Consider the following 26,127-nt stretch of genomic DNA (forward strand, 5'->3'; position numbering starts at 1 on the left):
ATGCTAGGATTCGATCCTTTATCTTTATAAGAAACTACTAAGGAAACACAATGTCTACACAACTTCGTAATAATCCGATGAAAGTGGCGTTAGCCTCGATGGTCGGTACGGCAATCGAATTTTTTGATTATTATATCTATGCGGCTGCCGCTGTATTAGTTTTCAATACGCAATTCTTCCATAGCGATGATCCGCTTTCTAATGATTTACTTTCTCTTTCTACGCTTGCGCTTGCATTTTTTGCACGTCCTATTGGTTCTGCATTATTTGGTCATTTTGGCGATAAAATTGGTCGTAAAAAAACCTTGGTTGCCTCCCTTGTTTTAATGGGCGGTTCAACAGTGGTTATTGGTTTACTTCCTAACTATGCTCAAATCGGTATCTGGGCGCCAATTTTGCTTTGCGTATGCCGTGTTGGTCAAGGTATTGGACTCGGTGGTGAATGGGGCGGTGCAGCTTTAGTTGCAACAGAAAATGCGCCGGAAGGTAAACGTGCATGGTATGGTACTTTCCCTCAATTAGGTGCGCCAATCGGCTTATTTGTAGCGAATGCAACATTCTTCTTAGTTAGCTATTTCCTCGGGCAAGATGCTCTTGTGGAATGGGCATGGCGTATTCCGTTTGTATCTTCCGTTTTATTAGTCGCTGTCGGCTTATATGTTCGCTTGACCTTGCATGAAAGCCATGTATTTGTGGAAGCGGAGCAAAAAGGCAAAAAATTGAATGCACCAGTGAGTGTTGTTTTTACTAAACACTTAAAACCAATGATTATTGGCACATTTATTATGGTGGCAACTTATTCTTTGTTTTACATTATGACGGCTTTTGCTCAGGCATATTCTCGAACCGCACCAAAGATTTCTGAAGCAGGTTATGCGCTGGGCTTAGGCATCCCAGCAAATACTTTTACTGGCCTGTTATTAATTAGTGCCATTGTATTTGGTATTTTTATCAGTATTTCTGGTGTTTATGCCGATAAAATTGGTCGCCGTAAATGGTTGATTTGGGTGACTGTTGCTGTTGGTGTGCTCGGTTTAACAATGCCATTCTTCTTAGAAAATGGTACTCCAATGAGTGTATTTGCATTTTTAGTAATTGGTATGGCGATCATGGGGATGACATTTGGTCCAATGGCTGCGCTATTACCAGAATTATTCCCAACAGAAGTGCGTTATTCTGGTGCATCTCTTGCTTATAATTTAGCATCAATTATTGGTGCAACGATTGCAGCGATGATTTCTTTAAAAATTAATGCATCATTTGGTGTGATGGGCGTAGGTATTTATTTAGCAATCAATGCCCTCATGACGCTATTGGCATTATTAGCATCAAAAGAAACCAAAAATGTAGATTTAACACAAATCTAATCCTAGTAAGAAAAAAGAGCGGTAAAATTTCACCGCTCTTTTGCTTTTCTTTCTTTAGTTTATTTTCAATATTAACTTTCAAACGAATCTTTTAAGCGTTCATCTGCTCGGCGAGATTCACTTTTATGTTGAAGTTTATTAAGCTGGCGCTCTAATTTTTCTTCAACTTCATTAATTGCTTTATACATATCATCTGAGGTTGCACTGGCCAATAAATTGCCCAGTGGCGTGCCAATAGATGCCTCTACAGTAAATCCATTCGGTACTTTGTTTAAAACAAAATGGGGGTTAATTAACTGTGTTTGCCATTTACCTAATTTCGCGAGTCTTTCCTCCACGTGTTCACGAATTGCAGGGGTGATTTCCATTTGTTTGCTGGTGATATTAAGTGTCATAGCATTTACCTCTTTGTTGCGTGATTTATAGTTTTCTTTAACTACAAAATAGCTTTCTTAATTCGGGTTTTCAAGGGTTTTAAGAGAAAATGTCAAAGTAATTTTTAAAAATATGATCTATGTCTAATTTCTGAAAAAAGCTGCTTTTCTTTCTAAGATAAGTTGTTAAGATGGGAAATTGTGATAAGAAAAAGGTGTGGATATTGACTGTATCTACACCTTTTTTCATTTGATTATTCTACGATTTCATCTTGATCGTGATGATTTATTTTCAATCGTTGGAAATAATCTTTTGTTTCTTCAATCACAACTTTTCGCAATCCAATGAGTGCGATGAGATTTGGAAAGGCCATTAAACCATTTACGATATCGGCGATAATCCATATTAAATTTAAGTGTAAGAATGACCCTAACCCTACCAACACAATATAAGCTAAACGATATAGTTTTACGCCACGAATACCAACGAGATAAACAAAACAACGTTCACCATAGTAACACCAGCCTAAAATAGTTGTGAATGCAAAAAATAATAAACCGACAGTTACAATTGTTGCGCCAATTGATGTCCCTAAACCTTGTGCAAAGGCGTAGTTTGTTACTGTTGCACCCGCTAACTCAGGGTTATTCCAAGCGCCTGTTAACACTAATACAATACCTGTCATTGTACAAACGATGATGGTATCCAAGAATGTACCTGTCATGGAAATTAAGCCTTGGCGAACAGGTTCACGAGTTTGTGCCGCTGCGGCTGCAATTGGTGCGCTTCCTAAACCTGATTCATTGGAGAAAATGCCTCGAGCAACGCCTGATTGAATAGCCTTCATTACGGTAAAGCCAACAGCCCCGCCTAGCGCAGCTTGCGGTTCAAAAGCGCTATAAATAATTAATGAGATCGCATCTGGTACTTTTTCTATATTTAAGAGGATAATAACCAGTGAAGTAGTGACGTATAAAATCGCCATAAACGGTACAATTACCGATGATGCGGTTGCGATACGTTTTACACCACCAAGAATGATTAAGCCGACTAAAAGAGTCACAATAATTGCAGTAACTAAAACCGGAACATTAAAAGTATCTTGCATTGCATAGGTAATCGCATTGACCTGTGGGAATGTACCGATTCCGAAAAAGGCAACCATTACACCAAATAATGCAAATAATTTTGCTAGCCACTTGATACCTAGACCGCTTTCAATGTAATACATTGGACCGCCAGCCATAAAGCCATTTTTATCGCGAACACGATATTTAACTGCGAGTAAACATTCGGCATATTTTGTTGCCATTCCTAACAAGGCGACTAGCCACATCCAAAAAATGGCACCAGGTCCACCAGCTTGTACAGCAGTTGCAACGCCCACAATATTCCCTGTTCCGATCGTTGCTGCTAATGCGGTACAAAGTGCGGCAAAAGATGACACATCACCTTTTCCACCTTTATCTTTTTTAAATAAATAACCTAGCGCACGTGGTAAATAGCGAATTTGAATAAAGCCTAAACGTAGCGTTAAATAAAGCCCTGTTCCCGATAAGAGTATGAGTAGCGGTGCGCCCCAAATAAAGCTATCAATAGCTGAAAGAATTGACTCAATTGTCATGTGATTCCTCGTCGTTTAAATCAAAAATAAACACGACAAGAAGACGAAAAGATACAATGGAAAAGAAAGTGCGGTGAAAAGATAGATAATTTCCACACTTACGATAGATTGTCTTTTGCCCCTGTCCTTTTGCCTGAGCGTTTGAAAAACGATTGAAAAATTAACCGCTCTTTTGCGCCTTCGGCGTCCATTTCTAAAATGGATCTCTCCAAGGGTTCGTCCAGTAACAGTCCCTGCCATCGCACCTGAAAGATTTTACATCGTCGGTGTGGGGTCAATTCCCCGCTCTCCAGCTACCTTCATCCGAACTCACTTTTCATCCCTATATAAGAGATAAAAAGTGTATGAATTCTAACAAAATAAGAAATAAATTTCAAAAATCATTTTGAATAATAAGTTAAGTAATAAAAACTTAGTACGTTTTTTGCTTTATGCGACTCAAAAATAATGCTCCTATGAAAAATATCGCTTGTAATAAAATAATACAAGCACCAGTTGACGCATCAAAATGATAGCTCAATATTACACCAATTAGGCTTGATGTAATGGAACTGACAATAGCAATCCATAACATTTTATCAAAAGATTTTGTGAGCGTAAGTGCGGTAATTCCTGGTGCAATTAACATTGCCACCACCAAAATAACACCTACCACTTGCATCGTGCTTACAATGGTTAAAGCAAGCAACATTAATAAGCCATAATGTAAAATTTTAGGAGAAAGCCCTGCAACACGGGCGTGACTTGGGTCAAAACAATAAAGCAAAAAGTCTTTACGTTTAAAGACAATCATACAAAAAATTACCGCAGAAATAACCGCACTTTGAATAAGCTCTTGATGACTTACGCCCAATACATTACCAAACAAAATATGCGTTAAATGCTGTTCTGTTTGAATTTTGGTGAACATAACAAGACCAATGGCAAACATTCCAGAAAATACAATGCCCATTGCTGTATCTTCTTTTATACGACTATTTTCTTTCAAATATCCCACGCCAAGCGAGCAAAAAATGCCTGAGAAAAATGCCCCAATAGCTAAAGGGATTCCCGCTAAATAAGCAAGCACAATACCGGGTAATACAGCGTGAGAAATGGCATCACCCATCAATGACCAGCCTTTCAAGACTAAATAACAAGAAAGTAATGCACAGATAATCGAAACAATCAATGCGGTCAATAAGGCATTTTGCATAAACTCAAATTGTAGCGGTTCTAAAATCCAATCAAACATTTTCTACCGCCTTTTTATTACGAGTTAATAAGCCATATTTTGGTGAAAATAAGAAAGCGGCCAAGAATAATAATGTTTGCAATGTGACAATCACACCGCCTGTGGCACCATCTAAATAATAGCTAATATAGACCCCAACAAAACTTGTCACCGCCCCTAAAATAATAGCGATGATTGACAAGGTTTTGAATTTATCTGTCAGTAAATATGCTGTCGCACCCGGGGTAATGACCATCGCAATCACTAAAATTGCGCCTACAGTTTGCAAGGCAGCCACCACACAAGCACTTAATAGAGTAAAAAACAAAACTTTATAAAATAATGGCGAAAGCCCTACCGTTCTTGCTTGTGTTTCATCGAAAAAAATCAACAGTAAATCTTTCCAAAATAATAAAAGTAATACTAAACAAACACCGATGATAATTGCCACTTGGTAAATATCTTCGTCGGCAATACCTAAAATATTGCCTAAAATGATACTTTGCACATTTACTGCAGTTGGATTTAAAGAAATGATCAATAGACCTAATGCAAAGAAAGTACTGAAAATAAACCCGATAACGGCATCTTCTTTCAGTTTAGAAATGGATTTAATCCAAAGAATGGAAAGTGCGGCTAAAATTCCGGCAAAAAATGCACCAAGGGCATAAGGCAAAGAAAAGGCATAAGCTATCGCGACACCAGGCACAACCGAATGAGAAAGTGCATCGCCAATCAAAGACCAGCCTTTAAGCATTAAATATGAAGACAAAAAAGCACAAATCCCACCAACTGCTGTACTCAAGATCATCGCCTTGAGCATATAATCATAGGAGAAAGGTTCTAATAATAATGCTAACATGCCTTACTCCTTCTCTTTTTTGACCGCACTTTTGCAAGGACAGTCTTCAAAATGGCAATCCTGAGTTGTTGGCGCTGGAGGATCTTGCTTAGTTTCGCCATAGAATACAACGGCTTTTTCATCATCCGTTAAGACGGTAACGGCACGTTTATCTTCATCGTTATGTAAATCCTCACCCAACAATTTAATATGGCGTAATACCCCACCAAACACAATTTCCAAATTATGTTGGTTAAAGGTATCTTCCGTTTTCCCTGCGGCAATCACCGTACGATTAATCATCACCACTTGATCACAGAAATCAGGAACAGACCCTAAGTTATGAGTTGAGACAAGAATAAGATGACCTTCTTCTCGAAGCTGTTGAAGAAGATCAACAATGGCATTTTCAGTTTTCACATCAACGCCAGTGAAAGGTTCATCCAATAAAATAATTGGACTTTGTTGTGCTAAAGCGCGGGCTAAAAACACGCGTTTTTTCTGCCCGCCAGATAACTCACCAATTTGACGATGCGCGAGATGTTCAATGTTCACTCGCTGCATCGCCTCTTGAACTTTTTGTTTATCAATCGCTTTGGGGATACGAAGGAAATTCATATACCCATAACGCCCCATCATCACGACATCATACACTGACACCGGAAATTGCCAGTCTACTTCTTCAGATTGTGGAACATAAGCAACTAAATTACGTTTCAGTGCTTGGGAAATTGGCAGATCACAAAGTTTGATTTCACCTTGTTGTGGCTTCACAAGCCCCATTATGCTTTTAAATAACGTAGATTTACCACTGCCATTCACACCCACTAATGCACAAATAGTTCCACTGTTTAATGAGAACGTCATATTGTGAATAGCTGTGTGGCCATTGTTGTAACGAACAGTTACATCATTAACCCAAATTGATGTCGAGAAAGAGTCCATTATTTTCCGAATCCTTTAACAATGGTTGATACAGTGACGTTAAGCAAATCAATATAAGTTGGCACAGGGCCTTTTTTCGCAGAAAGTGAATCAACGTACAACACACCACCGTATTTTGCGCCACTTTCTTTCGCTACTTGTTGTGCTGGTTTTGCTGAAATTGTACTTTCACTAAACACAACAGGAATATTGTTTTTACGAACTAAATCAATCACTTTACGCACTTGTTGTGGTGTGCCTTGTTGTTCAGCATTAATTGGCCATAAGTAGCCTTCTTTTAAGTTGTAATCTTTCGCCAAATAACTGAAAGCACCTTCACTTGTCACAAGCCAGCGTTGCGCTTCTGGAATCTGTGCCAATTTTGCACGAAGTGGTTCATCAAGTTGTTTGATTTTTTGAGCGTAGTCAGCGGCATTTTTTTCATACACTGCTGCATTTTGTGGATCGTATTTCACCAATGCATTTTTAATATTTTCAATATAAATTAATGCATTAGATGGCGACATCCAAGCGTGTGGATTAGGCGCATCTTTATACGGGCCTTCATAAATAGACAATGGTTGAATACCTTCTGTCACCACCACAGCTGGTTTATCTTTAATATTTTGGAAGAAACGCTCAAACCAACGTTCCAAATTTAAACCATTCCATAAAATTAAATCAGCAGATTGTGCTTTCACAATGTCTTTTGGAGTAGGTTCATATTCATGAATTTCAGCACCTGGTTTGGTGATAGATTCTACTGTAGCTGCATTGCCTGCCACATTTTGTGCAATATCTTGAATCACGGTGAAGGTGGTGACGACTTTGAATTTTGCATTAGCCTGCATTGCAAACAAACCAAGTGCAAGTGCGGTCATAATTTTTAATGAATTTCGCATAAGATGTCCTTATAAAAAAAGTATAGAGGTTGGATGCCTGAATAATCGCTCAACAATTATTCATCAAATATCATACTATCACCTTTTAACTTAATCTCAAATAAAAATGATTATCAAGTTAAAGTTTTTTCTTATAACTTATGAAGAGCATAACAAAAATAATGATAGGTTTTCTCTATGGTTATAACACTTATTATCCTGAAATTCTTTTAATTAAATTATTTAATCCTTCTTCATCATAGCCCTCTTCATATTGTGCCTCGCCTTCAACATCATGAATGGTTCGTCCATTCAATGCCGTACAACCATATTTCTCTAATTTGCTTTTAGTAAAGCTAGAACGATATGCCGAAGAAGAATTATTGAGACTAATTACACCGATGGTGGAACTTTTACATGGGTGTTTATTAATGAAAACAAGGTTATAACCAGATTCTCGAATGTAGCCTGTCTTATTTACTACAGCATCAAAAATTTCATCACGCACTAATTTATTTGTATTTTTCATTAATATGCTATGTCTTCCAGCTTGAATATTTGTAGCACTGATATTGGATAATTGTCGAATTTCAGGTTTATTTAAAGAATGTTTAGCAAGTTTAACTAAATCCATAGGACTAGAGATATTGCTACTCGATAAACCAGAACTATCATGAAAACGAGTAGAATACATACCTAATTGACGAGCTTTTTCATTCATTTTATTAATGAATTGTATTCTGCTCATTCCTGCTGCACGAGAAAGCGCATGGGCGGCATAGTTATCAGAATGCACGAGCATCGCCTTTAATAATTCTCTGCAAGCCATCGGAACATTCATCGGTAATTTCGTGCTTGTACCTTTAATGTAATCACGATCGTCACTGGTTATCGCAATAGTGCAATTAGGATTTGTATTATTCTCTAGAAAAACGTTCGCCGTCATTAATTTCGTTACAGAAGCAATAGGCTGAACGCTATCAGGCGCATGGCTTTCCAACACTCGATTATGCGTAAAATCATACACAACATAAGACTGTGCCACTGCAAAAGAAGGACACAAAGATAAAATAAATAAAGCTTTTTTAAACATTATTGGTCACCTTAAAAAATAGGCTCACATTTTACCGCACTTTTTACGCTGTAATTGGAAATATTTTCGATCTAGATCGCAAAAAAGTTCGGTGATATTTTCCATAGTTTTTCAATTCCGCTAGATTATACGGTGACAAATCTGTACAATCGCCGTTCATTTTTTAATTGCGAATTTTTCGTTGTGAGCTTTTGATAAAAACACCAACACAACGCTATCGCCACAATGTGTAATAACGAGGCTAAAATGTCAGAATTATTGTCTGTGCAATCAGATGCACCTGCTAAAAAAATTAATCTAATGGATTTAACGCGCCAACAAATGCGCGAATTTTTTAAAGAACTCGGCGAAAAACCATTCCGAGCAGATCAGTTAGTAAAATGGATTTATCATTTTGGCGAAGATAACTTCGACAATATGACAAACATTAATAAAAAATTACGAGAAAAACTTAAAGCTGTTGCAGAAATTAAAGCCCCAGAAGTTGCCGTTGAACAGCGTTCAGCCGATGGCACAATAAAATGGGCAATGCAAGTGGGTGAACAACAAGTTGAAACTGTGTATATTCCCGAAGCAGATCGCGCTACGCTTTGTGTATCTTCCCAAGTGGGCTGCGCCTTAGCTTGCACATTCTGTTCAACCGCACAACAAGGATTTAATCGCAATTTAACGGTTTCAGAAATTATCGGCCAAGTTTGGAGAGCCTCTAAAATTATTGGCAACTTTGGGGTGACTGGCATTAGACCAATTACCAATGTGGTAATGATGGGAATGGGTGAACCCTTGTTAAATGTCGCTAACGTTGTTCCCGCAATGGAAATTATGTTAGATGATTTTGCCTATGGTTTATCAAAACGTCGTGTCACTTTATCAACTTCTGGCGTCGTGCCAGCACTAGATAATTTGAGCAAAATGATCGATGTGGCTTTGGCTATTTCATTACATGCCCCAAACGATGAATTGCGTGATGAAATTGTGCCAATCAACAAAAAATATAATATCAAAATGTTGATTGACTCGGTAAATCGTTATTTAAGCGTATCAAATGCAAACCACGGCAAAGTTACGATTGAATATGTCATGCTCGATCATGTGAATGATGCTGTAGAACATGCTCATCAACTTGCAGAAGTATTAAAAAATACGCCTTGTAAAATTAATTTAATTCCGTGGAATCCGTTCCCAGAAGCACCTTATGCAAAAAGCTCGAATACGCGTATTGACCGCTTCCAAAAAACCTTGATGGAATATGGCTTTACCGTGATTATCCGTAAAACTCGAGGAGATGACATTGATGCAGCTTGCGGACAGCTAGCCGGAGATGTTATCGATCGTACTAAACGTACGGCAATGAAACGCCAATTTGGACAAAATATTGGGGTGACAGAAATTAATTAATATTCTAGGCATGTGAATTAATCAAATTCACATGCCCTATGTTTTCATAAAAATTAAAGTATATTAAATATTTCTTCCTGCCCTGTTAAAAGGAGAAAAAATGCAAACAATAAGTAAACAACTCAGTGCGGTGATTTTCCCTTTCATTTTTTCTGCTTGCGTTTCTCAATCAACCATTCAAGATTTCAATCAACAATCAGCAGCTAAAGCTCGCGTAGAACTTGCACTAGGTTACCTTCAACAAAATAATCCTCAACTCGCTAAAATCAACTTAGATAAAGCGCTTCAACACGATAAAGATTACTATCTCGTGCATTCAGCGCTTGCGCATTATTATCAACAACAAGGGGAAATCGAGAACGCACATCGTGAATATGAAATAGCTTTAAAACTCAATAATCAACAGGGAGACTTACATAATAATTTTGGCACATTTTTATGTCGTCAAAAGCAATTTGAACAAGCTCAGCAGCAATTTCAACTCGCACTGAATTCACCTAATTATTATCATCAAGCAGATACATTTGAAAATATGGCTCTTTGTGCTTATTCCGCTCAAAAAATGGATATTTATCAACAAGCATTACAAAAATTGCGACAAACAGATAGTAAACGAGCGGAAAAATTTAATACCTTTAAATAAAGCATTGCCAAATCAAGCGTTGGACTTTAAAATTTAGCCTTTATTTATCGCATATTATTTAATTGAATTTATGAATCCAACAACTGAGCAAGAACTTTCACCAGGTGAGATTTTTCGCCAAGCACGTGAAAACTTGAATCTTTCTCTCGAAGACGTGGCCAAAGAAATTTCGCTGCGTCCCTCCATATTACAACAACTTGAAAACAACGAATTTATTCAAAAATCTACCCCTGCAATCTTTGTAAAAGGCTATGTGCGTAGCTATGCCAAGTTCTTACGCTTACCTGATTCTGTATGGGAAAATATTACATTTGCAGAAAATGATAAAAACGATCTGAGTAAAAATGCTCGTTCAACTCGTGAAGTAAATCAATATTCATCGCACTCTCGTTGGGTCGGGCGTTTATCTATCATTGTACTTATTTTAGTCCTTGGCATGACTGGACTTTGGTGGTGGCAAAGTTACCAACAAAATAACCAAGAACGTGATGATTTAGTACAAAGCTATGTTACCTCTACCGAAAATAATCAATCAGCTACAGCTCTTGTGACGACAGAAGAAAGTAATAAAATTGCACCAGAAACAACAGCACCTGTCTCACAACCAGTAGAAATAACAAATAATGTATTACCAGAAATAACACAAGAAAATACCGTTCCACAAACAAAAAACGATGAAAAATCAATTTCAGACACTCAAAGTGCGGTAGAAAATCCATCAATTTCTCCTGCAGCCCCTACTGTGAAAGGAGACTTGATTGTAGAAATCTTAAATAATACTAGCTGGCTCAGCGTAAAAGATAAAAATCGCCGAGTATTAGCACAAAAAGAATACAAAAAAGGTGAAATATTAACTTTTAATGGCAATGAGTTTTCATTAATTGTTGGAGCACCAAGTAATGTACGTATCACCTATAAAGGTGAAAATTATCCATTAAAAGTAGATGGCCGCATTGCAAAATTCAAACTTTCACAGCCTTAATAAGGAAAAAGATGTCAGCTTTTCAACCAAGCATTAAGCGTCGTGAATCGACAAAAATTTATGTGGGAAATGTACCCGTTGGTGGTGATGCACCAATTGCCGTGCAATCAATGACAAATACTCGCACCACTGATGTGGAGGCGACTGTTGCTCAAATTAAATCATTAGAACGTGTTGGCGCAGATATCGTTCGCGTATCTGTTCCAACAATGGATGCCGCAGAAGCATTTAAACAAATTAAACAGCAAGTGAATGTCCCGCTCGTAGCAGATATTCATTTCGACTATCGTATCGCGCTAAAAGTCGCAGAATATGGAGTAGATTGTTTACGTATCAATCCAGGCAATATTGGTCGTGAAGATCGTATCCGTGCCGTTGTTGATTGTGCTCGTGACAAAAATATTCCGATTCGTATCGGCGTAAACGCAGGCTCTTTAGAAAAAGATCTGCAAGAAAAATACGGCGAGCCAACACCAGAAGCATTATTAGAATCAGCATTGCGTCATGTAGAAATTCTAGACCGTCTTAACTTCGATCAATTTAAGGTGAGTGTAAAAGCCTCTGATGTGTTCTTAGCGGTAGAAGCTTATCGTTTACTTGCCAAATCTATCAAACAGCCATTGCATTTAGGTATTACTGAGGCAGGCGGCGCGCGTGCAGGTGCAGTTAAATCTGCAATAGGTTTAGGTATGTTACTTGCCGAAGGTATTGGTGACACATTACGTGTATCATTAGCAGCCGATCCCGTAGAGGAAATTAAAGTAGGTTTTGATATTCTCAAATCTTTACGAATTCGCTCTCGTGGCATTAATTTTATTGCGTGCCCAACCTGCTCTCGCCAAGAATTTGATGTGATCGGTACAGTAAATGCGTTAGAACAACGCCTTGAAGATATTATTACACCAATGGATGTATCAATTATCGGTTGCGTAGTGAATGGTCCTGGCGAAGCGCTCGTATCAGATCTCGGGGTAACTGGTGGTAACAAAAAAAGTGGTTATTATCTTAATGGCGAACGTCAAAAAGAACGCTTCGATAACGAAGATATTGTTAACCAATTAGAAGCAAAAATTCGTGCAAAAGTCGCACAACAAGATCCAAAAAACAGAATTATTTAAGGAAAGCTCGTGGCTAAAACTATTCAAGCAATTCGCGGAATGAACGATTGCTCCCCTACTGAATCTCCATTGTGGCAATGGATTGAAGCGCAAGTACGCCAGGTATTAAACAATTATGGTTATTCCGAAGTGCGTATGCCAGTTGTAGAAAGCACACCATTATTTGCGCGTGCAATCGGTGAAGTAACCGATGTTGTTTCAAAAGAAATGTACACATTTTGGGATAACGACGAACAATTAACCTTACGCCCTGAAGGCACTGCAGGTTGCGTGCGTGCCGCCATTGAACATGGTTGGATCTATAACAATGAACAACGTTTATGGTATATGGGGCCAATGTTCCGTCATGAACGTCCACAAAAAGGTCGTTACCGTCAATTCCATCAAGCAGGTGTTGAGGTATTCGGTATTGCGAATCCAGAAATCGATGCCGAATTAATCATGCTTACCTATCGTTTATGGAAAGCATTAGGTATCGATCAACATGTGACACTTCAACTTAACTCAATTGGCTCTTTAGAAGCACGAGCAAATTATCGTTCAGCTTTGGTTGGATTCTTAGAAAATCATCAAGATTTAATGAGCGATGAAGAAAAAGATCGATTGGTAAAAAATCCGCTTCGTATTTTGGACACAAAAAATCCAGAATTACAAAAAGTATTAGATAACGCACCAAAATTGCTTGATTATCTAGATGATGAAAGCCGTGAGCATTTTGGACAATTATGTTCATTATTAAATGCTGTTGGTATTCAATATGAAATTAATCCTAAACTCGTTCGTGGCTTAGATTATTACAATAAAACTGTATTTGAATGGGTAACCTCAGCCCTTGGTGCACAAGGTACCGTGTGTGGCGGTGGTCGTTATGACGGTTTAGTGGAACAACTTGGCGGACATGCAACGCCAAGCATCGGATTTGCGATGGGATTAGAGCGTTTAATCTTGTTGGTACAAGAAGTTAATCCAAATGTTCCGGTTAAAAGTGCGGTGGATATTTATGTTGTTTATCAAGGTGAAGGCACAACATTAGCCGCTTTTGAATTAGCAGAAAAAGTACGCTCAGAATTACCGCACTTAAATACTATGTTGCACTGCTCTGGCGGTAATTTCAAAAAACAATTTAAACGTGCAGATAAATCTGGTGCAACATTGGCATTAGTTATCGGCGAAAGCGAAGTTCAAAATAAACAAGTCGTTGTTAAACACTTACAAGGTGGTGCAGATCAGCAAACCTTAGATTTAGTGAATATAATCGACTATATTCAAACTCAATTTTAATTTAAAAGGGGAAAAACATGGCTTATTCCATTGAAGAAGAACAAGAGATTAACCAGTTGAAAGACTGGTGGAAAGAGAATGGCAAAACAATTATTGTCGCCTTTATCTTAGGTGTGGGTGGTATGTTTGGATGGCGTTATTGGCAAGCGCACCAAGCAGAACAAATCGCTCAAGCTTCAGCTCAGTATGATGCGTTAATCTATTCTGCACAACAAGATGAACAAGCTAAAAAAGCAAATATAGAACAATTTGTGCAAGCTAACAGCAAAACTGCATACGCTGTCTTTGCTTTGTTAGATGAAGCGAAAAAAGCGACTGAAAAACAAGATTTTGTAGCAGCAGAAGTAAACTTAAATCAAGCATTAACTCAATCTCAAGATGAAGTATTAACATCTATTGTTGCATTACGTCTAAGTGCGGTGCAATTTCAATTAGGTCAATTAGATAATGCGTTAACCAGCTTAAATCAAGTGAAAGGTGAAAGTTTTAATGCTCGTAAAGCGATTTTAACTGGCGATATCCAAGTCGCCAAAGGAGATAAAGTTGCGGCTAAAAACAGCTTTGAGCAAGCACAACAAAGTGGTAGCCAATTAGAACAACAAATGGCCAAAATGAAATTAAACAATCTTTAAAAAATAATACCCGCATCAAGATGCGGGTATTTCTTATCTTTTTAGCCACAAAATCACACAACCTTCCTAGCAAGTATAAAAAGCAAAACGGGGCGATGCTGTAAATCTTTAAATTCATGATGCCATTGAACCTGATCTGCTAACATAGGTTCTTCCATTTGCTCAATTTGAAAACCTACTTTAATCAAATTATTAATAATCGTTGCAGTCGTACGATGATAAGTCTTAAAAGTCTGCTTAAACCAACTCCGTTCTCTTTCTCCTTCATCTCGATAATGATTCAAACGGTAAGCAATTTGCTGTTTATTCTCATTTTTTTCCCAACGTTCCCCCGTCTTATGGCAGGTCGTGATAGGATGTTCTTGAGAAAAAACAAGCACACCATTTGCTTTCAACTTATTAAAAATTGCAGACAACAATTGAGGAAATTCTTTTACATAATGAAAAACAAAAGAACTCGTAATTACATCAAAATTATCTTCTGGTAATTCAATAAGCTTTTCCATAGGTAATTGATAAAGAGAAAAACAATCTTTAAATTCACCGCGCTTTTCTAAATCAATTTTAGCTTGCTTTAACATATTTGCGGACAGATCGATTCCAACTACGTGTCTAGCGCCTCTTGATAAATAAAGTGCTAAATGTTCACCAGCCCCACACCCAAGATCAAGTAATTTTTTTCCTTGTAAGTCTGGCAAAAGTGAAAGCATTGTCGGTTTCTCAACAACTTCATTTAAACTAATAGGATTAGAACGAAGCTTTTGGTAAAGCTCAAAGAAATTTTCCTTATCGTAAACACTGATTTGATTTATCATATTTTCATTATAGCGCTAAAACAAGCACGCCTGATAAAATTAAAATACTACCGATAATTAATTTTAGGCTGAGTGGCTCCCCTAAAATGACAACCCCCAGAATAATTGCAATAACTACACTTAATTTATCAATCGGTGCAACCCAAGAGGCAGGAGCAAGTTGGAGCGCTCGATAATAACAAAGCCAAGACAACCCAGTTGCAATACCTGATAAAATCAGAAAACTAAACGGTTTTACTGCAATATGCTGTGGCAATTGCCACTCGTTACGAGCAGATAGAATGCCTGCCGTCACAAATAAAATGACAAGAGTTCGAATAAAGGTGGCAAGATTACTATTCATCCCTTCTACACCAAGCTTGCCTAAGATCGCCGTGAGCCCTGCAAAAAATGCAGAACCTATCGCAAAAAATACCCAACTCATATCCTTTCCTTATTTACCCACAGCCCCTAAAATTTGCTACACTTTTCCGCTATAATAACGGAAAATTTTTTTATGAAGAAGTAAAAATGAATCAGATTAACATTGAAATCGCTTATGCTTTGCCGGAACGTTATTATTTGAAATCTTTTCAAGTTGATGAAGGAATCACCGTGCAAACTGCGATTACGCAATCAGGGATTTTAAGCCAATTTCCAGAGATTGATTTGAGCACAAATAAAATTGGGATTTTCAGTCGTCCAATTAAATTGACTGATGTATTAAAAGAGGGCGATCGTATTGAAATTTATCGTCCATTACTTGCTGATCCGAAAGAAATTCGCCGTAAACGTGCAGCAGAGCAAGCTGCAGCAGCCAAAGACAAAGAAAAAGGAGCTTAAAAATGACCGCACTTTCATCTGTTGATTTTTGTTTACCTGAACATATCACACCAGAAATTTTTCTATGTGATTATTGGCAGAAAAAGCCACTTGTGATTCGTAACGGTTTGCCTGAAATCGTTGGGCAGTTTGAGCCACAAGATATTATTGAGCTCGCGCAAAATGAAGATGTCACCGCTCGTTTAGTAAAAACATTTTCTGATGACGATTGGAAAGTTTTTTTTAGCCCTTTGAGCAACAAGGATTTTCAAAAGTTACCAGAAAAATGGTCAGTGTTAGTTCAAAATTTGGAGCAATGGTCGCCTGAATTAGGACAACTTTGGAACAAATTTGGCTTTATTCCTCAGTGGCAACGTGACGACATTATGGTGTCTTACGCGCCGAAAGGTGGCTCTGTTGGTAAGCATTATGATGAGTATGATGTATTCTTGGTGCAAGGATATGGTCATCGTCGTTGGCAATTAGGTAAATGGTGTGATCCAAGTACCGAATTTAAACCCAATCAGCCAATCCGTATTTTTGACGATATGGGCGAATTGGTGATTGATGAAGTGATGAATCCGGGCGATATTTTGTATATTCCAGCCCGTATGGCACATTATGGTGTGGCTGAAGATGATTGTTTAACCTTTTCTTTTGGCTTGCGTTATCCAAATTTAAGCAATTTGATTGATGGGATAAGCAAAGGTTTTTGTCATCAAGATCCTGATTTAAATTTAAATGAGTTTGATTTACCGCTACGTTTAAGCCAGTCTGAACAACGTACAGGTAAACTTGCGGATGAAAATATTCAAGCAATGAAACAGCTTTTATTAGATAAATTGGCCCATTCAGAAGCTTTTGATGCATTGTTTAAGCAAGCCGTAGCAAGTGCAGTGAGTTCTCGTCGTTATGAGTTATTAGTCTCTGATGAAATGTGCGATCCTGATGAAGTGCGATCAATTTTAGAAGAGGAGGGGGCATTCCTTTCTCAAGACAACAATTGTAAATTGCTTTACACCGAAAATCCGCTGCGAATTTATGCGAACGGCGAGTGGTTAGATGAACTTAATGTGATTGAGACCGAAGTGTTGAAACGCTTATCTGATGGTGAAAGTTTGGACTGGGCATTTTTATCAAATTTAGTAAATGAAACCGAAGATCCTGAAACCTCAATGGATTTACTGTTGGATTCCATTTGTAACTGGGTTGATGATGGTTGGGTCATTATAGAATAATCAAGCTTCCCTCTTTAGAAAAGAGGGGGATTATCTTTAACTTTTAAGCCATAACAAATTATGTCGGACAATATTTATTCCGTCTCTCAACTGAATTCTGCTGCGCGCCAGATGCTCGAAGGAAATTTTTCACAAATTTGGTTAACGGGTGAAATTTCCAATTTTACGCACCCCGTGTCTGGACATTGGTATTTAACGCTGAAAGATGAAAATGCACAGGTGCGTTGTGCGATGTTTCGCATGAAAAATTTGCGTGTTGCTTTTCGTCCGCAAAATGGGATGCAAGTGCTTGTGCGTGCCAATGTCAGTTTATATGAGCCTCGTGGTGATTATCAGCTTATTATTGATTCTATGCACCCAGCCGGTGAAGGTTTGTTGCAACAGCAGTTTGAAGCATTAAAAATGAAATTGGCCGCGGAAGGATTATTTGCTCAAAATCTTAAGAAAAATCTACCGTACTTTAGTAAAGCGGTTGGGATTATTACGTCTTCTACAGGTGCGGCATTGCAAGATATTTTGCATATTTTGGCACGCCGTGATCCAAGTTTAAAAGTCGTTATTTATCCCACTGCAGTACAAGGCAAAGAGGCGACAGCAGAAATTGTGCAAATGATTGAACTTGCCAATCTGCGACAAGAAGTGGATGTATTAATTGTTGGCCGTGGTGGTGGTTCATTAGAAGATCTTTGGTGTTTTAATGAAGAAGAAGTGGCAAGAGCGATTTTTCGTTCAACCTTACCTATTATCAGTGCTGTGGGGCATGAAACGGATGTAACGATTGCCGATTTTGTCGCAGATCTTCGTGCGCCGACCCCTTCAGCTGCGGCTGAATTAGTGAGTCGTAATCAAGATGAATTATTACAACAACTTCGCCATCAACAGCAACGTTTAGATATGGCATTTGATCGTTTATTTACTCGAAAAAGCCAGCGTTTGAAACAGATAATCTTAAAATTACACAATCAACATCCACAGAATCAGCTACGCACTCAACAAGCGAAAAATGAACAACTTACGCATCGCTTGCAACTTGCTATGTTGCGTCAGTTTGAAAATACACAACAAAAATTCACCGCACTTTCTTCTCGTTTGAAACAAAATCCATTGCCATATCGAGTGCAACGTCATCAACAACGCTTAGAGCAGTTACAAGTGCGGTTAAATTTTTGCGTAAATCGGCAACTGGCGGAACGTCAAAATAAACTGGCAACGTTATGCGGAAAATTGGATGGTTTAAGCCCGTTGAAGGTATTGGCGAGAGGTTATTCCATTGCGGAAAATGCTCAAGGAAAAGCAATAATAAGTACTCAAGATGTGAAGAAAGGTGAATGTATCACGACGCAAGTTAAAGACGGAAGAATTATCAGTAAAGTTATATAATATTTGTCATTTACATCAATAAGCAAAGGGAGTAGCAAATAAGATACTCCCTTTTGTTATTTAATTATGATAATGCCCAACCGCCTGCATAGAATGCAACAAGTACGATTGCAATAATCACAGTCCCTACATTTAAGCGTTTAATATCGCCACTCACGATTCTTCCAATCACTAATGCCGCAAAACCTAGCATAATGCCTGTTACGATGTTAGCGGTAAGTACGATAAACACTGCGCAGATTAATCCGCTCATCGCGCCAACGAAATCATCGAAATCTAATTTGCTTACATTGCTTAACATTAATAAACCAACATACATTAATGCTGGGGCAGTTGCGTATCCAGGCACTAAGAAAGCTAATGGTTGAAAGAAAAGCATTAATAGGAATAACACACCAACAACGATTGCAGTAATACCGGTTTTACCGCCTGCTGCTGTTCCTGCTGCTGATTCAATATAAACAGCAGCTGGTGCTGTACCGAATAAGCCTGAGAATAAGCTACTGATTGAGTCTGAAGTTAAAGCTTTACCGCCATTGATAATTTGACCATCCTTATCAAGCAAGTCTGCTTGACCTGCAACTGCGCGAATTGTACCCGTTGCATCAAATACGGCGGTCATCACCAAAGCAAATACGACAGGCAAGATTGCTGGTTGTAGTGCGCCCATAAAGTCTAATTGTAAGAAAAGAGAATTTTCACCAAATGTTGGCATTTTGAAAATCTCTCCGCCAAATTTTACATTTGGATCAAAAATTAAACCTACGATAGTAATAGCGATAATTACCCATAAAATACCGCCTTTAATTTTCATTTTTTCAAGGCCGATAATGAGCGCCAAACCAATTAAGGACATCATGACTGGGAATGAGGTGAAATCGCCTAATTTTACTGGTAAGCCAGCTTGGTTGTTGACGACTAAACCTACGCCGTTTGCCGCAATTAAAAGTAAAAAGAGTCCGATACCAATGCCTGCTCCGTGAGCGATACTGGATGGTAAATTACGCAAGATCCATGCACGAATACCCGTGGCAGAAATTAAGGTAAACACAACCCCCATTAAGAATACTGCGCCTAGCGCAACAGGAATGGCAACCTTTTGACCAATTACTAGGCTAAATGCTGTAAAAGCTGTAAGAGAAATTGCACAACCAATTGCCATTGGTGCATTTGCCCATAAGCCGATTAAGATAGACCCTAATCCTGCAACTAAGCAGGTGGCAATAAAGACAGATTCCGCCGGAAAACCTGCAGCACCTAGCATATTGGGTACCACGATTACAGAATAAACCATTGCTAAGAACGTGGTTAAACCCGCGATAATTTCTTGACGAACAGTTGAACCACGTTGCTTGAGCTCAAATGTTTTTTCTAAAGTTGGCATAGTGTTCCTTAAAGTTGAGTGAAAAATTGAAGTGAATAAGGCGCGCTATTTTACATCATAAAAATGAGAAGTAAACGTTTGCGTTAGTTTTGTTTAGAATAAAGTGTGGTCAAAATTATGAATAGTTATGAAATAATCTATTTGCTGATTTTCTCTACAAATGAGACTGCGAGTCAGCAGAAAAACTGCTATACTTGTCACGTTTTTTAACTTGATAAAATGAAGGAAACAAAATGGCTGATTTTAATCAAATTTTAACGCCAGGCGATGTAGATGCTGGCATTATCAATGTAGTAAACGAAATTCCAGAAGGTAGCTGCCATAAAATTGAATGGAATCGTAAAGTTGCGGCATTCCAATTAGATCGTGTTGAGCCTGCAATTTTTGCAAAACCAACTAACTATGGTTTCATTCCACAAACTTTAGATGAAGATGGCGATGAGTTAGATGTGTTATTAATCACTCGTCAACCATTAGCAACAGGTGTATTCCTTGAGGCTAAAGTAATTGGTGTCATGAAATTTGTTGATGATGGCGAAGTGGATGACAAAATCGTTTGTGTTCCAGCAGATGATCGTGATACAGGAAATGCCTATAATTCATTAGCAGATTTACCTGCGAACTTAATTAAACAAATTGAGTTCCATTTCAATAACTATAAAGCGCTTAAGAAACCTGGCTCAACGAAAGTAACGCATTGGGGCGATGTAGAAGAAGCGAAAGAAGTGATTCGTGAGTCTATTAAACGTTGGAATGAACGTTAATTAACTTTAAAGATAAAAGAGCGGTGATATTTCACCGCTCTTTGTATTAGAATTACACAAACCAATTTTAATCCCGCCAATCACTCCAATTTTAATTTTGAATAAGCATCTGATTACTAAACATTTAAGTGTGGTTAAATCATTTTTTAATCACACTTTTTTTAATTCCAATCAAAATAACCTACTAATTTAGTCAATTACTTTGTTTGGGGTATTATTTTAACGCCACAATACCCGATATAATTAGTCAGGTATTTTACTTTATGTAAAATATTTGCCTATGATTTTAAATAGGAAGTTAATTTTTCAATAACCTAGGAGTGATAAAATGGGACAGTATAAAAAGTTCTGGTACCTATTAGTCGCCGTATTGATTGGGTCATTCTCAATTTTAGGCTACTACGGGTTCGAAGTTTATCGTGAAGCACCGCCAATTCCGCAACAATATGTTTCTGAATCTGGCGAAAAAGTGATTACGCACGATGATATTTTACATGGTCAAACCGCTTGGCAAACTACAGGCGGTATGCAAGTGGGGTCAGTTTGGGGCCATGGTGCATATCAAGCACCAGACTGGACAGCAGATTGGCTTCACCGTGAACTAATTAACTGGTTGGACATTACAGCGAATCAAGAGTTTGGTAAAAACTTCGCTGATTTAAATGATGAACAACAAACTTTATTAAAAGCGCGTTTAACCAAAGAATATCGTGGTAGCAAAGTTGAAAACGGTACCGTTGTGCTTTCAAACACCCGTTTAGTGGCAATGGAAAAAACGGCACAATACTACATCTCTTTATATAGTGATGATCCTGCAACTAAAGTGACTCGTGAACACTTTGCGATGAAGGATAATACCCTTCCTGACTTACAAGCACGTAAAGACTTAGCTAAATTCTTCTTCTGGACAGCGTGGACTGCCTCCGCTGAACGTCCAAATACTCACGCAAGTTACACCAACAACTGGCCACATGAGCCGTTAATCAACAACGTACCAACACCAGAAAACGTCATTTGGTCTATTGCAAGTGTCGTATTCCTCATTGCCGGTATTGGTTTCGTGGTATGGATTTGGTCATTCAAAAAACGTGAAGATGAAAAAGAACCCGCAACACCTGAATTCGATCCACTTACAAAATTACAACTTACCCCTTCTCAACGTTCGTTAGGTAAATACCTCTTCACTGTGCTTGCATTATTCTTACTGCAAGTGAACTTAGGAGCGATTGTTGCTCACTATACCGTTGAAGGTCAAGAATTCTATGGTATTGATATTTCTCAATACTTACCTTATTCATTAGTGCGTACATGGCATATTCAAGCAGCCTTATTCTGGATTGCAATGGCATTCTTAGCTGGCGGTTTATTCCTTGCACCAATCATTAATGGCGGTAAAGATCCGAAATTCCAAAAATTGGGTGTAGATGTTCTCTACTGGGCATTAGTGGTATTAGTAGTGGGTTCATTTACTGGTAGCTACTTAGCGATTGCGCATATTCTTCCTGAAGAGTGGAGCTTTATGTTCGGCCACCAAGGTTACGAATTCATTGACTTAGGTCGTTTCTGGCAAGCAGTGAAATTCGCAGGCATCTTGTTCTGGTTAGTCTTAATGCTTCGCGGTACAGTGAACGCATTCAAACAACCCGGTGATAAAAACTTATTGGCATTGTTCTTCGCTTCCGTCATTGCGATCGGTTTATTCTATGGCCCAGCATTATTCTATGGCGAGCACACTCACATTTCTGTGATGGAATACTGGCGTTGGTGGGTAGTTCACCTATGGGTAGAAGGCTTCTTCGAAGTATTCTCTGTAGCGGCACTCTCATTCATCTTCGTAAGTTTAGGTTTAGTTTCACGTCGTACTGCGACTGTGGCAACCATTACTGAAGCAGCGTTGTTCTTAATCGGTGGTATCCCTGGCACTTTCCACCACTTATACTTCGCGGGTGCAACCACTCCAATTATTGCTGTAGGTGCCTCTTTCTCTGCACTTGAGGTAGTACCTTTAGTATTATTAGGTCACGAAGCGTGGGAACATTGGGCAATGAAACAAAAAGCACCTTGGATGGAACGCTTAAAATGGCCTCTTTACTGCTTCGTAGCCGTCGCATTCTGGAATATGTTAGGTGCTGGCGTGTTTGGTTTCTTAATCAACCCTCCAATTTCACTCTACTATGTTCAAGGATTGAACACGACTGCAGTTCACGCGCACGCAGCATTATTCGGCGTGTATGGCTTCTTAGCATTAGGCTTCGTATTCTTAATCGCGCGTTATTTACGTCCGGATACACCATTTAACGATAAGTTAATGAAATGGGGCTTCTGGTTATTAAACGGCGGTTTAGTACTGATGATCGTATCAAGCTTACTACCTATCGGTGTTATCCAAGGATATGCAAGTATCTCAGAAGGCTTATGGTATGCACGTAGTGAAGAATTTATGCAACAGCCATTATTCGATACCTTACGTTGGGTACGTCTAGGTGGAGATGTGGTATTCATCTTCGGTGCACTAGCCTTCTTCTGGCAAATCTTTACAATGATTTTCTTCAGACCTAAACATTAATTAGGCCTTCCCAAAAGCGGCTTATGTAAAAGTAAGTCGCTTTTTATTTATATAGACTATAAATACTTAATGATTGATTTTAATATGGTTACCAAGAAATATCTCTTTCAGAATTCTACCTATCTTTAAAACTTATATAAAAAATAACCGCACTTTACAAAGTGCGGTTATTTTCTCTACTCTTTTTATCTAGAATAATTATTTCTTCTTCGCATATTTTAATGAGTCAATGGCTACCGCTAAAATAATAATGCTACCTTTGATGATGTATTGCCAGTAAGGGTTTACACCGATGTAAGTTAAACCGTAGTTGATAACTGTAAAGATGATAACGCCAGTTATGACACCAATTACTGTCCCTACACCACCCGCGAAGGATACGCCACCCACTACGCAAGCAGCAATCGCATCTAATTCATACATAAAACCTAAGTTGTTAGTTGCAGAACCGATACGGCCCGCTTCGAGCATACCACCAAAGGCATAAAACACACCGGCGATCATATAAATAACAACTAAATTACGTGCAACATTCACGCCTGAAACTTTTGCTGCTTCCGGATTTCCCCCAATAGCAAAGATATTTTTACCAAAACGGGTTTTGTTCCACATTATCCACACCAGAAATGAAGCAATTGCAGCATAAATAGTAATATAAGAAAGCTTGAAACTCCCAATTCGGAAAAAGCCTTGAGCAAATGTTGAGAAATTTTCACTAAAACCAGCGATTGGCGATCCACCTACAGCATCATAGTATAGTGAGTTGAAACCATATACGATAATCATGGTTCCCATAGTTGCAATAAACGGTGTTACATTTAAGTAAGCAATAACCAATCCATTTATTAAACCAATAATAGCTCCCACAGCACAAACGGCAAGAATAACAACAGGAATTGGAATTTCACCCATTTCAGGAAATACGCGGTTCATATTTTCCATTGATTGCAACATAGTTGCAGAGATAACTGCAGCCAAACCAACTTGACGACCAGCAGATAAGTCCGTTCCTTGTGTAATTAATAAACCAGCAACCCCAAGTGCAATAATTAAACGAACTGAAGATTGAGTTAAAATATTACTAAAGTTCATCAAATTTAAGAATGTTGGATCTTGCGCAATAATAATACCGAGCAAAATCAATAGCACAAAATAAATGGCATTTTGCTTTAAGAAATCAAAGGATTTGTTTTTTTGTAAGGCACTCATAATCTGTTCCTTTTGTTATAAATATTTCGCAGCGAGTTGCAAGATTTCTTCTTGTGAAGTTTTTGCAGTTTCTACAATACCCGCCAATTTACCGTTACTCATCACTAAAATACGGTCAGTTACACCTAGTAATTCAGGCATTTCTGATGAAATCATAATAATGCCTTTGTCTTTTTTAGCGAGTTCTTGAATGAGTTGGTAAATTTCAAATTTTGCCCCGATGTCGATACCACGAGTCGGCTCATCAAGCATCAGAATTTCAGGTTGAGTTAAAAGCCAACGACCGATAATGACCTTTTGTTGGTTACCACCAGAAAGAGAACCAATTGTTGTTCTATGTGATGGCGTTTTAACATTCATTGAATCAATTACCCACTGGGTATCACTTTTCATTTTCTTCGTGCTAAGTAATTTCCATGGTGTGAGATAAGATTTCATATTTGAAATCAATGAGTTAAATTCAATGCTTAAATTAGAGTAAATACCCGTTGAACGACGCTCCTCAGTGACCAATGCAAAGCCATTATTAATCGCTTCAAGTGCGGTATGATTTTTCACGGTTTTTCCGTGTAACTTGATATTTCCTTCGGTTAATTCACGTACGCCAAAAATAGCTTCAACGATATCAGTACGTTTAGCCCCTACAAGGCCTGCAATACCGAGAATTTCACCTTTTCGTAATTCAAAAGATACGTCTTGAATGGATGGTTGATTTTTAGCGGTAAGATTTTCCACCTGTAAAATTACTTCTTTTGGCGTGTTTGTTTTTTCAGGGAAACGCTGTGTTAATTCACGACCTACCATCATTCCGACAATTTGTTCCATGCTGGATTCTTTCACGTTTACTGTGTTGATCCATTTACCGTCGCGTAAAATAGTAATTTCATCACAGATTTTGAAGATTTCATCCATTTTGTGAGAAATATAAATGATTCCGCAACCGCGTTGTTTTAATTTGTCGATAATTTTAAACAGATGCTCAACTTCTTTTTCAGAAAGTGAGGATGTTGGTTCATCCATGATTACGATTTTAGCGTTATACGAGAACGCCTTCGCAATTTCGATCATCTGCATTTGAGAAACTGAAAGTTTGGCGACTTTTTCTTTAGGATCTACATCAATATCCAATTCATCAAAAATCGCTTTAGTATCACGGTACATTTTTGCGTGATCGACAAAAGGTCCTTTAAGTGGATAGCGTCCAAGCCACAAGTTATCCATTACGCTAGTTTGGCGTACGAGGTTGAGTTCTTGGTGCACCATTGAAATACCATTTTCAAGGGCTTCTTTAGATGTTTTAAAATTGACGGGTTGACCTAAGAAAAGGATTTCACCTTCATCTTTGGCATAAATGCCGAATAAGCATTTTAGTAACGTAGATTTACCCGCACCGTTCTCACCCATTAAAGCATGAACAGAATGTGATCGAACCGTTAAGTTTGCGTTATCTAAGGCTTTTACGCCTGGAAAGGACTTGCAGACATTGGTCATTGTGAGCAGCACTTGGCTGTCTTGACTTTGAGTTTGAGATGTCATATCCAACCTCGTTAAAAAGGGGAAGGGCAACTTCCCCTTGGATTACAACAAAAATTGATGAG

General features: G+C 38.3%; 24 protein-coding genes and 1 riboswitch. Of the genes, 12 read left to right on the top strand and 12 right to left on the bottom strand.

The features are described from left to right. Positions 1–50: 50 nt before the first annotated feature. Positions 51–1,367, top strand: coding sequence for an MFS transporter (locus tag A9501_RS06020; protein ID WP_046942200.1), 1,317 nt, complete (start codon positions 51–53; stop codon positions 1,365–1,367). A 71-nt stretch (positions 1,368–1,438) separates the two neighbouring features. Here the strand turns inward: A9501_RS06020 and raiA are convergent, their stop codons facing one another. The 7 genes from raiA to A9501_RS06055 form a co-directional block, all read right to left on the bottom strand. Further along, positions 1,439–1,762 carry a ribosome-associated translation inhibitor RaiA gene (gene raiA / locus A9501_RS06025; protein WP_009499739.1) on the bottom strand — a complete coding sequence of 108 codons (324 nt, stop codon included), beginning with the start codon at positions 1,760–1,762 and terminating at the stop codon, positions 1,439–1,441. Between the two features lie 233 nt (positions 1,763–1,995). Continuing rightward, a complete protein-coding gene (locus A9501_RS06030) occupies positions 1,996–3,366 on the bottom strand; it encodes an alanine/glycine:cation symporter family protein (RefSeq protein WP_048953832.1) in 1,371 nt (456 codons plus the stop codon). A gap of 111 nt (positions 3,367–3,477) precedes the next feature. Then, positions 3,478–3,588: riboswitch (glycine riboswitch) on the bottom strand. Between the two features lie 190 nt (positions 3,589–3,778). Continuing rightward, entirely contained in the window at positions 3,779–4,600 is an 822-nt protein-coding gene (locus tag A9501_RS06035) for a metal ABC transporter permease (protein WP_048953833.1), read from the bottom strand. Further along, positions 4,593–5,441 (bottom strand): metal ABC transporter permease, encoded by an 849-nt coding sequence (locus A9501_RS06040; protein ID WP_048953834.1) that lies wholly within the window; start codon positions 5,439–5,441, stop codon positions 4,593–4,595. The genes A9501_RS06035 and A9501_RS06040 overlap by 8 nt, the downstream gene beginning before the upstream one ends. Before the next feature lie 3 nt (positions 5,442–5,444). Continuing rightward, the gene (locus tag A9501_RS06045) at positions 5,445–6,365 is read right to left on the bottom strand and encodes an ATP-binding cassette domain-containing protein (protein WP_048953835.1); all 921 of its coding nucleotides are present in this window, start codon (positions 6,363–6,365) and stop codon (positions 5,445–5,447) included. Next, positions 6,365–7,246 (bottom strand): metal ABC transporter substrate-binding protein, encoded by an 882-nt coding sequence (locus A9501_RS06050; protein ID WP_005637458.1) that lies wholly within the window; start codon positions 7,244–7,246, stop codon positions 6,365–6,367. Before A9501_RS06050 ends, A9501_RS06045 begins: the two co-directional genes overlap by 1 nt. 193 nt (positions 7,247–7,439) lie before the next feature. Beyond that, positions 7,440–8,318 (bottom strand): D-alanyl-D-alanine carboxypeptidase family protein, encoded by an 879-nt coding sequence (locus tag A9501_RS06055; protein ID WP_065265289.1) that lies wholly within the window; start codon positions 8,316–8,318, stop codon positions 7,440–7,442. Positions 8,319–8,564: 246 nt separating this feature from the next. Here A9501_RS06055 and A9501_RS06060 point away from each other — a divergent pair, with 246 nt between their 5' ends. The 6 genes from A9501_RS06060 (at position 8,565) to A9501_RS06085 (ending at position 14,372) form a co-directional block, all read left to right on the top strand. Next, complete coding sequence (locus A9501_RS06060; protein WP_065265290.1) at positions 8,565–9,716, top strand: bifunctional tRNA (adenosine(37)-C2)-methyltransferase TrmG/ribosomal RNA large subunit methyltransferase RlmN; 1,152 nt, start codon at positions 8,565–8,567, stop codon at positions 9,714–9,716. Positions 9,717–9,816: 100 nt separating this feature from the next. After that, the gene (gene pilW, locus A9501_RS06065) at positions 9,817–10,359 is read left to right on the top strand and encodes a type IV pilus biogenesis/stability protein PilW (RefSeq protein ID WP_065265291.1); all 543 of its coding nucleotides are present in this window, start codon (positions 9,817–9,819) and stop codon (positions 10,357–10,359) included. Positions 10,360–10,429: 70 nt separating this feature from the next. Next, complete coding sequence (locus A9501_RS06070) at positions 10,430–11,341, top strand: RodZ domain-containing protein (RefSeq protein ID WP_065265292.1); 912 nt, start codon at positions 10,430–10,432, stop codon at positions 11,339–11,341. An 11-nt stretch (positions 11,342–11,352) separates the two neighbouring features. Further along, positions 11,353–12,459 (top strand): flavodoxin-dependent (E)-4-hydroxy-3-methylbut-2-enyl-diphosphate synthase, encoded by a 1,107-nt coding sequence (gene ispG, locus A9501_RS06075; protein WP_005630108.1) that lies wholly within the window; start codon positions 11,353–11,355, stop codon positions 12,457–12,459. Positions 12,460–12,468: 9 nt separating this feature from the next. Continuing rightward, entirely contained in the window at positions 12,469–13,740 is a 1,272-nt protein-coding gene (gene hisS, locus A9501_RS06080; RefSeq protein WP_065265293.1) for a histidine--tRNA ligase, read from the top strand. 17 nt (positions 13,741–13,757) lie between these two features. After that, entirely contained in the window at positions 13,758–14,372 is a 615-nt protein-coding gene (locus A9501_RS06085) for a YfgM family protein (RefSeq protein WP_065265294.1), read from the top strand. Positions 14,373–14,425: 53 nt separating this feature from the next. Here A9501_RS06085 and A9501_RS06090 read toward each other — a convergent pair whose 3' ends face one another. Next, a complete protein-coding gene (locus A9501_RS06090; RefSeq protein ID WP_065265295.1) occupies positions 14,426–15,187 on the bottom strand; it encodes a class I SAM-dependent methyltransferase in 762 nt (253 codons plus the stop codon). Positions 15,188–15,194: 7 nt separating this feature from the next. Beyond that, complete coding sequence (locus A9501_RS06095) at positions 15,195–15,611, bottom strand: EamA family transporter (RefSeq protein WP_065265296.1); 417 nt, start codon at positions 15,609–15,611, stop codon at positions 15,195–15,197. Between the two features lie 86 nt (positions 15,612–15,697). On the opposite strand from A9501_RS06095, the gene A9501_RS06100 reads away from it, so the two are divergent. From A9501_RS06100 to xseA, 3 genes are read left to right on the top strand one after another with little or no spacing between them, the layout of a single operon-like run. Further along, positions 15,698–16,009 carry an RnfH family protein gene (locus tag A9501_RS06100; RefSeq protein WP_065265297.1) on the top strand — a complete coding sequence of 104 codons (312 nt, stop codon included), beginning with the start codon at positions 15,698–15,700 and terminating at the stop codon, positions 16,007–16,009. Between the two features lie 2 nt (positions 16,010–16,011). Beyond that, positions 16,012–17,226: a ribosomal protein uL16 3-hydroxylase gene (locus A9501_RS06105; protein ID WP_065265298.1), complete on the top strand. Its 1,215-nt coding sequence runs from the start codon at positions 16,012–16,014 to the stop codon at positions 17,224–17,226. Positions 17,227–17,286: 60 nt separating this feature from the next. Then, the gene (xseA, locus tag A9501_RS06110; RefSeq protein WP_065265299.1) at positions 17,287–18,606 is read left to right on the top strand and encodes an exodeoxyribonuclease VII large subunit; all 1,320 of its coding nucleotides are present in this window, start codon (positions 17,287–17,289) and stop codon (positions 18,604–18,606) included. A gap of 64 nt (positions 18,607–18,670) precedes the next feature. On the opposite strand, the gene A9501_RS06115 is transcribed toward xseA, so the two are convergent. Further along, on the bottom strand, positions 18,671–19,990 hold the full coding sequence (locus A9501_RS06115) for an NCS2 family permease (RefSeq protein WP_065265300.1): 1,320 nt from the start codon (positions 19,988–19,990) through the stop codon (positions 18,671–18,673). 233 nt (positions 19,991–20,223) lie between these two features. On the opposite strand from A9501_RS06115, the gene A9501_RS06120 reads away from it, so the two are divergent. After that, positions 20,224–20,754, top strand: a complete 531-nt coding sequence (locus tag A9501_RS06120) for an inorganic diphosphatase (protein ID WP_005630160.1) — start codon at positions 20,224–20,226, stop codon at positions 20,752–20,754. Between the two features lie 328 nt (positions 20,755–21,082). Next, entirely contained in the window at positions 21,083–23,320 is a 2,238-nt protein-coding gene (locus A9501_RS06125; protein ID WP_065265301.1) for a nitric-oxide reductase large subunit, read from the top strand. A 198-nt stretch (positions 23,321–23,518) separates the two neighbouring features. On the opposite strand, the gene mglC is transcribed toward A9501_RS06125, so the two are convergent. Further along, positions 23,519–24,529, bottom strand: a complete 1,011-nt coding sequence (gene mglC, locus A9501_RS06130) for a galactose/methyl galactoside ABC transporter permease MglC (RefSeq protein ID WP_048953854.1) — start codon at positions 24,527–24,529, stop codon at positions 23,519–23,521. A 15-nt stretch (positions 24,530–24,544) separates the two neighbouring features. Continuing rightward, positions 24,545–26,065: a galactose/methyl galactoside ABC transporter ATP-binding protein MglA gene (mglA, locus tag A9501_RS06135; RefSeq protein ID WP_065265302.1), complete on the bottom strand. Its 1,521-nt coding sequence runs from the start codon at positions 26,063–26,065 to the stop codon at positions 24,545–24,547. Between the last annotated feature and the right edge of the window lie 62 nt (positions 26,066–26,127).

The sequence above is a fragment of the Haemophilus sp. CCUG 66565 genome (genome assembly GCF_001679495.1).
In the GTDB taxonomy this organism is placed as follows: Bacteria; Pseudomonadota; Gammaproteobacteria; order Enterobacterales; family Pasteurellaceae; genus Haemophilus; species Haemophilus haemolyticus_K.

What these genes read in the sequence shown, in the direction of transcription:
- A9501_RS06020 (WP_046942200.1), top strand. Translation starts at nt 51, where the DNA reads ATGTCTACACAACTTCGTAATAATCCGATGAAAGTGGCGTTAGCCTCG.
- raiA (WP_009499739.1), bottom strand. Translation starts at nt 1,762, where the DNA reads ATGACACTTAATATCACCAGCAAACAAATGGAAATCACCCCTGCAATT.
- A9501_RS06030 (WP_048953832.1), bottom strand. Translation starts at nt 3,366, where the DNA reads ATGACAATTGAGTCAATTCTTTCAGCTATTGATAGCTTTATTTGGGGC.
- A9501_RS06035 (WP_048953833.1), bottom strand. Translation starts at nt 4,600, where the DNA reads ATGTTTGATTGGATTTTAGAACCGCTACAATTTGAGTTTATGCAAAAT.
- A9501_RS06040 (WP_048953834.1), bottom strand. Translation starts at nt 5,441, where the DNA reads ATGTTAGCATTATTATTAGAACCTTTCTCCTATGATTATATGCTCAAG.
- A9501_RS06045 (WP_048953835.1), bottom strand. Translation starts at nt 6,365, where the DNA reads ATGGACTCTTTCTCGACATCAATTTGGGTTAATGATGTAACTGTTCGT.
- A9501_RS06050 (WP_005637458.1), bottom strand. Translation starts at nt 7,246, where the DNA reads ATGCGAAATTCATTAAAAATTATGACCGCACTTGCACTTGGTTTGTTT.
- A9501_RS06055 (WP_065265289.1), bottom strand. Translation starts at nt 8,318, where the DNA reads ATGTTTAAAAAAGCTTTATTTATTTTATCTTTGTGTCCTTCTTTTGCA.
- A9501_RS06060 (WP_065265290.1), top strand. Translation starts at nt 8,565, where the DNA reads ATGTCAGAATTATTGTCTGTGCAATCAGATGCACCTGCTAAAAAAATT.
- pilW (WP_065265291.1), top strand. Translation starts at nt 9,817, where the DNA reads ATGCAAACAATAAGTAAACAACTCAGTGCGGTGATTTTCCCTTTCATT.
- A9501_RS06070 (WP_065265292.1), top strand. Translation starts at nt 10,430, where the DNA reads ATGAATCCAACAACTGAGCAAGAACTTTCACCAGGTGAGATTTTTCGC.
- ispG (WP_005630108.1), top strand. Translation starts at nt 11,353, where the DNA reads ATGTCAGCTTTTCAACCAAGCATTAAGCGTCGTGAATCGACAAAAATT.
- A9501_RS06085 (WP_065265294.1), top strand. Translation starts at nt 13,758, where the DNA reads ATGGCTTATTCCATTGAAGAAGAACAAGAGATTAACCAGTTGAAAGAC.
- A9501_RS06090 (WP_065265295.1), bottom strand. Translation starts at nt 15,187, where the DNA reads ATGATAAATCAAATCAGTGTTTACGATAAGGAAAATTTCTTTGAGCTT.
- A9501_RS06095 (WP_065265296.1), bottom strand. Translation starts at nt 15,611, where the DNA reads ATGAGTTGGGTATTTTTTGCGATAGGTTCTGCATTTTTTGCAGGGCTC.
- A9501_RS06100 (WP_065265297.1), top strand. Translation starts at nt 15,698, where the DNA reads ATGAATCAGATTAACATTGAAATCGCTTATGCTTTGCCGGAACGTTAT.
- A9501_RS06105 (WP_065265298.1), top strand. Translation starts at nt 16,012, where the DNA reads ATGACCGCACTTTCATCTGTTGATTTTTGTTTACCTGAACATATCACA.
- xseA (WP_065265299.1), top strand. Translation starts at nt 17,287, where the DNA reads ATGTCGGACAATATTTATTCCGTCTCTCAACTGAATTCTGCTGCGCGC.
- A9501_RS06115 (WP_065265300.1), bottom strand. Translation starts at nt 19,990, where the DNA reads ATGCCAACTTTAGAAAAAACATTTGAGCTCAAGCAACGTGGTTCAACT.
- A9501_RS06120 (WP_005630160.1), top strand. Translation starts at nt 20,224, where the DNA reads ATGGCTGATTTTAATCAAATTTTAACGCCAGGCGATGTAGATGCTGGC.
- A9501_RS06125 (WP_065265301.1), top strand. Translation starts at nt 21,083, where the DNA reads ATGGGACAGTATAAAAAGTTCTGGTACCTATTAGTCGCCGTATTGATT.
- mglC (WP_048953854.1), bottom strand. Translation starts at nt 24,529, where the DNA reads ATGAGTGCCTTACAAAAAAACAAATCCTTTGATTTCTTAAAGCAAAAT.
- mglA (WP_065265302.1), bottom strand. Translation starts at nt 26,065, where the DNA reads ATGACATCTCAAACTCAAAGTCAAGACAGCCAAGTGCTGCTCACAATG.